Consider the following 6,337-nt stretch of genomic DNA (forward strand, 5'->3'; position numbering starts at 1 on the left):
CCCTCACGGCGGTGGCCGCCGGCATCCTCGTCGCCTTCGTCCTCCCCCGTCAGGATGAAATCCTCGAGCAGCTCGCCGCGGACCAGGCCGTGGATCCACGTCGACTACACGACCCAGGCACGCACCATCAAGTCGAGCGGCCGCCGGTACGCGGACATCATCCGCGCCCACCGGCAGAGCCAAGGCTGACCGTCGGCCGCAAGCAGGAGCTTCGCGGAAGGGGCGGGTGGCGGTGACCCGTGACCTGCCACCGCTGGCCGAGGCCGAACCGGCTTGGCCTAGCGCGAAGTGTGATGATCCGGCCGCCGCGCCCGCCGCTCGCGGGCGCGGCGGTGTGGTTTCCGCGATGCGGTACCCATCGATCTGCGCGGCCACGAGGTCGGGTGGTGCAGCGGCCGTCGCGCGATCTACGGGGGTCCCCTCATCCCGTAGTGCTCATGCGAGGGTACGTCTGCACTCCGCAGGCGGTTCAGGGCAGGACCAGCCAGCGGCGGCCGTCGATCAGCTCTCGGGCCGCGTCGAGGTGGCCCGCGTGGCACGCGGTCTCGGTGATGACGTGGAGCAGGACGTCACGCAAGTTGTGCAGATGCGGTTCCCCGAAGAGGTGGTGGGGCCACCAGGCCGGCGTGGTATCTGCTGAGCAGGCGGCGATGGAAGCGTTTGCGAGGTCGATCTCCCGGGAGTACCGGTCGATGACCTCGGTGGCCGGCACATCGGGCGTCACCTGCCAAGCGTCGTCGGTCTCGTCCAGAGCGCGAATGACGTCCCTGTCCCCGACGACGACGGCGCGGAACCAGAAGCGCTCGACGTCCAGCGCGAGGTGCTGGACGAGCCCCAGACAGCTCCAACCCGACGGCAGTATCGGCCGCCGCAGCGCCTGGTCGTCGAGACCGTCCACGATGCCGAGGACATGGCGCCGTTGTCCGTCCAAGGAGCTGAGAAGTGCGTTGATCTCCGCGTCGGTTGACGTCGTGCTCACTGTGCGATCTCCCAGATGTGACCGCCCGGGTCCTGGAAGCTGGCGGTCCGTATCCCCCAGGGCCGGTCCATCGGACCGTTCAGCAGCGTCACGCCGAGTGCCACCAGCTCCTTGCACTTCGCATCCACATCGTCCACCGGGAGGGTGAGCTGGACTCGGGATCCCTTCTCCGGGGCCGCCACGCTCGCGGGAGCGATGAGATCGTGTGCCGCGGCCGACTTCAGCAGGTTGATGATGGTGTTGCCGAAGCCGAACACGGCCGAGTTGTCGTCCTCGTAGTGCACCGGCAGGCCGAAGACCTCTCGGTAGAACTGCTTCGTGCCCTGCAAGTCCTCAACGAACAAGGTGATCGCGCTGATGCGGGAGGGCCACGAGGGATCGCTTGCCTTATCGGTCATGGCTCAAAGAATCTACGAGCGACCCCATCGTGCATAGAGGGCGACCGTGGGCTTGTAGTGAACAAGATGGCTTGCTGGAAACACGGTTGATGACGTGTCTGGCTGTATGCGGATATCCCGTCGTCGGCCGGCCGGCCGGGTATACCCCTTTCCGTGGTCCGTTCACGGCTCGCTTCTGGGGAGACAGCCGAGCGAGGGCGGTTGGGCCCTTCTCGGCGACGTCCCTGGCGGGGGAGTCAAACGATCTCCCCCGCGCACGGCAAGTGGGCCAGACCGGATACTCCCGGCTGACCCCCACCTTGCCGGTCCGCGTGTGCTCAGCCGACGGGAGAGATGAAGCCGGCGATGTCGCCCGCGTTCAGGGGGTTGTTGTTGGTCTTCCAGTTGTACGTGGTCCTCTTCACCATGTCGCTCTCATTGCCGCCGACGGTGGTGACGAGGTCGCCGTCGACCGCCACGACCAGGTTGACGTGGTCGGCGTCACCGCCGCCGTGGTAGCCGTAGACGACGGCGTCACCGACCCTCGGGGTCTGGTGCAGAGTGCCGTTGTTCAGGCCGTAGGTGTAGAGACTGCCGGACTCCGGAGTGACACCGCTGGTCTTGACCCCGACGTTGGCCCACACGTAGCGGACGAACTCGGCGCACCAGGCGTTGTTGTGCTGGAAATTGAAGTTGTAGAAGTTCTTGCCCACCTGGGCGTTGGCGACCTTGGCGATCTTCTCGCCGGTGGTGGCGGAGGGCGCCGGCGGTACGTAGGCGCAGTTGTTCGCGTAGGCCGACAGGAGGCTCTGAGTCCAACCGGAGGCGTCCACGGGGTCGTTGGGGTGGTACGCGATGTCGGAGCCGTCTCCGTCGGTCGGGTCGGCGTCCTGGTACCAGTACATGCCACCGCTGGTGCGGCCGTAGTACAGGCCCCCGCCGGGGGAGGTGAGCGAGTCGACCCCGGTCCAGCCGGCGCTCTTGAGCGTGGCGCGGGTCCAGTCGTTCACACCGTCGATCTTGTAGCTGTAGAGCTGGCCGCCGGATGTCGAGGCGATGATGCGGTCGTCGCCGGCCGCCGCGAGCGTCTTGAGGACGAACCCGGTGTCGATCACCACGTGCTGGCCTATGTGTGCCGTTCCCGAAGGCTTGGCCTGGGACACGACGTACTGGTGGAGTTGACCGTCGACCGTGCCGTAGAGGTGGCCTGCGCCGTCGTAGACCATCTTGTCGAAGGTCCAGCCGCCGTTCCAGATCTTCACGACGCCGGCCAGGGTCAGTGAGGTGTTGTTCGTCTGGACGTCGACGCGGTAGAGGTCGCCGGTGGTCGAAGTGACCAGGACGGTATTGAAGTTGAGGGTCGCCATGGCCTTGGGGGTGAAGCCGAGGTCCGGGCCGATGAGCGTCTTGAGGCGGTCGCCGGTGTTCGGCGCGATCTGGGTGTACGTCAGCCGGCCGTCCGACAGGGTGCCGTAGATCGACACGTCACCGGTGCACGAGGCGGCGGCGTGCGCGGCCTCGCCGGTGACCGTGACCAGTGCGAGGGACATGGCACCGACGGCGAGGGCGGCGGAGGCGCGACGGACGGTGTTGCTCAGCTTCATGTTCTCTCCTGCGGCTTGGAAGGCGAGCGGGCGCGCGGCACATCCCTGGCTCGGACAGCTGCCCTGCAGGTGCAGCTGTGAGAGCGGGAACGGGTTGTGGCGCCCGGTGGCAGAAGCCACTTTCGCCGCAGGTCACGGCCGGGGGAAGAGGGTTTTGGTGGACGCAAGAGTCCCTGGCCGGTTGCGTCCTGAGGGGTATGCGGGCCGGGGCGAATCCGGGGCCCGGGATGGGTCAGAGGCGGGCCGGGAGCCAGCCTTGCTGAACGGCGCGTACACCGGCCTCGAACCGGCTGCGTGCGCCGAGGCGATCCATCAGTTCGGAGGCGATCCGCCGCGCCGTACGAGGCGAGACCCCGAGCCGCTTGGCGATCGTCTCGTCGGTGTGGCCCTCGGCCAGCAGGCGAAGGGCGGTCGCCTGCTGGCCGGTGAGTCCGTCCCGATCGACGGGAACGACCTCGCCGAGCGGCTGGGCGGTCTCCCAGGTGGTCTCGAAGAGTGCGCACAGCGCGGTGAGCATGCCCTGTCCGGTCAGCAGGACCGCACCCGTGGCGGTGTCGTCGCTGTTGACCGACATCATGGCGATCCGCCGGTCCATCAGGATCATCCGCGTGGGCAGGGACGGCACCGTGCGGACCTGGCCGCCCAGACCCGCCAGCCAGTCTGCGTGTTCGACGGTGGGCCGGTTGGTGCGGACGCTGTCGAGGTACACCGTGCGCATCCGCACTCCACGACCGAGCAGATCCTGATTGAGCGGCCGTGACGCGGCCATGTTCTCCGAGGTCTGCGGCCCGCCGGGGGCGAAGGTCAGGAACTCCTCGGCCACCTCGCGGGTAAGGACGGCCAGCCGGTCACGGATCTGGTCGAGGCCGACCAGCTGTTCCACTTCGGGATGGCTGGTGGCCGGGCGAAGCTCGGCGTACTCGGAGATGAGCTGGGCGGCAGCCGCCCGTGACGTTTCGAGGCGCTCCTGGTGGGCCGCCAGCAGCGCCTGCTGCCGGGCCATCAGGATCTCCATCCCGATGTCGGGCGAAACAGCGCGGAGTCGGCCCGCGTCCCCGGCGGCGGGACGCACCAGGGCCAGCTCGCTCAGCGTGTCCAGGGCGTCCCGTACGCGCTCCTCGGACAACTCCACGCTTTCGGCGAGGGCGGCGACACCGGCTGCCGGGTGTCTGAGCATCGCGCGGTACACCGTCTCCGCGACGGCATCGAGTCCAAGTGCGGTCATCATGTGGCCCCCAGGTCCCTGCATGGAACATCCCCTACCCGTCGGGAAATCCTCGCAGAGGGCGGTTGATCGTCACAGTCGAAGGACGGAATGGGCCACGACCGCAACTGTCCAGGCCGATAACCGCCCCGAAAGCGTCTTGCGTTGAGACTCTGGAGCGCATGTACCTGGTCCACGCACATCTGGATCTACCCGACGGTGTGGAACTCCCTCACAACGTGAGGGAGTTGGTGCGACGCGCGATCGTCCCCGGCGATCGCGTCGAGCACGTCGCCGTGCACGCGTGCCCCCCGCGCGGACTCACACTCGGCGTCTATCTGCTGGCAGGCGTCCTGGAGGAGGCGGAGGCGCGGGCTGTAGAGGTCTGCGACCGGCTGCTGCGCGAGATGCCAGAGCTGGCCGGGGCCCGGCTGACCGGCGCGGGAGTGCCGGTGCAGCCGCTCGCCTTCCTGCCGGGGCCGACGGACTGAGACGGGGCCGGCGGGCTGAGGCGGGGGTGGACGCGGCCTGCGTGGACGCATAAGTCCAATGCCTCTTCCGTCCATTCGCGGAGTCTTTCCGAGGGGCTGAGCTGCGGCAATTCTGAGGTGACCGGCCAGGCCGAGCGTCACCGCGGGACGCGAAGGCTGCCGACACCGCACCTCACCTCCGGATGAACGGACACCCTCATGCTTCGTACTCGCCTCGCCAGGACTGCCGCGGTCACCTCTCTGGCTGTTGCGGCGTTTCTCGCCGCCCCGGCTGTCGCGTTCCAGTCCGAGGCGGAGACGGTTCCGGCCTCCTCCGTGCTCGCCGACGCCGGCTGGCAGACCGCCCCCGCGGACGCCGGCTGGCAGGCCACCCCGGCGGACGCCGGCTGGCAGTAGGCGGCTCGACTGCATCTCGTGCGCCACAGCCACAGCCATAGGCATGGCCACGGGCGTGTCAGCGTGGTTCGGCGCCTTCGTCGAGGCCGCTGTGGTGCCGGGCGGCCAGGGCGGTGATTCCTGCGGCGGCGGCAGCGGCGAGGTCGGTGACCAACGCGTCGTCGACGGGCAGGTTGAGGATGTACAGGGCGGACGCCAGGGAGCCCAGAAGCAGCAGGTGTGCCATCGCGGGGTCGACCGTCCCGAGCAATTCACCGCGGTTAACGGCCTGTTCGATGATTTCGGCGAAGACGGCCTGCTCGGCAACCAGGAAGGTTTCCTGGAACCGCCTGTCCAGTTCGGGGTTGGCGGCGATCTCGCTGATCAGGGCCGGTGCCAGATGCCGGGCGGCCGGGGTGGCCATGCGGCGGTGAAATGCGCGGACCAACGCGAGCAGATCCCCGTACAAGGAGCCGGTCCCGGTCAACGCGGGCAGCTGCTGCTCGTCCGTAGTGGCGACGAACGCCATCTCGGCCTTGGAGGCGTAGCGGCGGTAGATCGCGGCCTTGCCCACCCCGGCGCGCGCCGCCACCTGGTCGACGGTCAGGGCCGGGTAGCCGATTTCGTCGATCAGCTCGCGCGTCGCCTGCAGGATCTTGTGATCCACGCGACTGTCTCGGGGGCGTCCGCCCCGTTGCCCTCTCACTGTCATGCCTGCATGATACGGAACGAGAGTATCGAAACTGCGGTATCGGAATTGCGGCCCAGCGATCACTGGCTCCTGCTGAGCGGCAAGAACGGAGGATTCAGATGATCAAGTGGGCAGGCTGGATCATCACCTTGTGCGGAGCCGCGCACACGCTCGGCGCGCTGACGGTGGAGAAGGCCGCACAGCACGCCGGGACATGGTTCAGCGGGGGACTGCGCAACGAGGACCTTGCCGACATGAGCCCGGCAGGCAGCGCGTACTGGCTGAGCCTGGACAGCTTTGGCATACCGCTCATCCTGATCGGCCTGACGGTGCTGTGGCTGGACCGCCGCGGCATCACCCCGCCGGCCTTCATCGCCTGGACGCTGGGGAGTTGGACCGTCGTCGACGCCGTGGTCCTGCCGTTCACGCCCTGGCCGCTCTTCGCGCTCGCGTGCGCCCTGTTGCTGATCGGAATCCGCCGCGCCCGCCGCGCCAACCCCGTACCCGAGGCCGGGCTTCCACGAAGCTGATGTACGTCTGGCGAATGGCCCCGAGAACTACTAGGGCTTGGTCAGGTCCGTAGTGGGGTGGGTATGTCGCGGTGGCAGGTGGGGCA

General features: G+C 68.2%; 8 protein-coding genes and 1 pseudogene. 4 read left to right on the plus strand and 5 right to left on the minus strand.

Annotated elements, in window-relative coordinates; translation table 11 throughout:
* Nucleotides 1-236, plus strand: a pseudogene (locus tag ACWD1Z_RS36090) (hypothetical protein); the annotation flags it as partial.
* A 233-nt stretch (nt 237-469) separates the two neighbouring features.
* Here ACWD1Z_RS36090 and ACWD1Z_RS36095 read toward each other — a convergent pair.
* The 4 genes from ACWD1Z_RS36095 to ACWD1Z_RS36110 form a co-directional block, all read right to left on the minus strand.
* A complete protein-coding gene (locus tag ACWD1Z_RS36095; protein WP_451124939.1) occupies nt 470-979 on the minus strand; it encodes a DinB family protein in 510 nt (169 codons plus the stop codon).
* Nucleotides 976-1,377: a VOC family protein gene (locus ACWD1Z_RS36100; protein WP_451124940.1), complete on the minus strand. Its 402-nt coding sequence runs from the start codon at nt 1,375-1,377 to the stop codon at nt 976-978. The genes ACWD1Z_RS36095 and ACWD1Z_RS36100 overlap by 4 nt, the downstream gene beginning before the upstream one ends.
* A 317-nt stretch (nt 1,378-1,694) precedes the next feature.
* On the minus strand, nt 1,695-2,960 hold the full coding sequence (locus ACWD1Z_RS36105) for a CHAP domain-containing protein (RefSeq protein ID WP_451124942.1): 1,266 nt from the start codon (nt 2,958-2,960) through the stop codon (nt 1,695-1,697).
* Nucleotides 2,961-3,192: 232 nt separating this feature from the next.
* On the minus strand, nt 3,193-4,188 hold the full coding sequence (locus ACWD1Z_RS36110; RefSeq protein ID WP_451124944.1) for a helix-turn-helix domain-containing protein: 996 nt from the start codon (nt 4,186-4,188) through the stop codon (nt 3,193-3,195).
* 227 nt (nt 4,189-4,415) lie between these two features.
* Here ACWD1Z_RS36110 and ACWD1Z_RS36115 point away from each other — a divergent pair, with 227 nt between their 5' ends.
* Entirely contained in the window at nt 4,416-4,655 is a 240-nt protein-coding gene (locus ACWD1Z_RS36115) for a hypothetical protein (RefSeq protein WP_451124946.1), read from the plus strand.
* A 198-nt stretch (nt 4,656-4,853) separates the two neighbouring features.
* Entirely contained in the window at nt 4,854-5,051 is a 198-nt protein-coding gene (locus ACWD1Z_RS36120; protein ID WP_451124948.1) for a hypothetical protein, read from the plus strand.
* Between the two features lie 58 nt (nt 5,052-5,109).
* On the opposite strand, the gene ACWD1Z_RS36125 is transcribed toward ACWD1Z_RS36120, so the two are convergent.
* Complete coding sequence (locus tag ACWD1Z_RS36125) at nt 5,110-5,697, minus strand: TetR/AcrR family transcriptional regulator (RefSeq protein WP_451124950.1); 588 nt, start codon at nt 5,695-5,697, stop codon at nt 5,110-5,112.
* Between the two features lie 143 nt (nt 5,698-5,840).
* Here ACWD1Z_RS36125 and ACWD1Z_RS36130 point away from each other — a divergent pair, with 143 nt between their 5' ends.
* The gene (locus ACWD1Z_RS36130; RefSeq protein ID WP_451124952.1) at nt 5,841-6,251 is read left to right on the plus strand and encodes a DUF6463 family protein; all 411 of its coding nucleotides are present in this window, start codon (nt 5,841-5,843) and stop codon (nt 6,249-6,251) included.
* Nucleotides 6,252-6,337 lie beyond the last annotated feature (86 nt).

Source organism: Streptomyces sp. NPDC002784, from assembly GCF_053592135.1.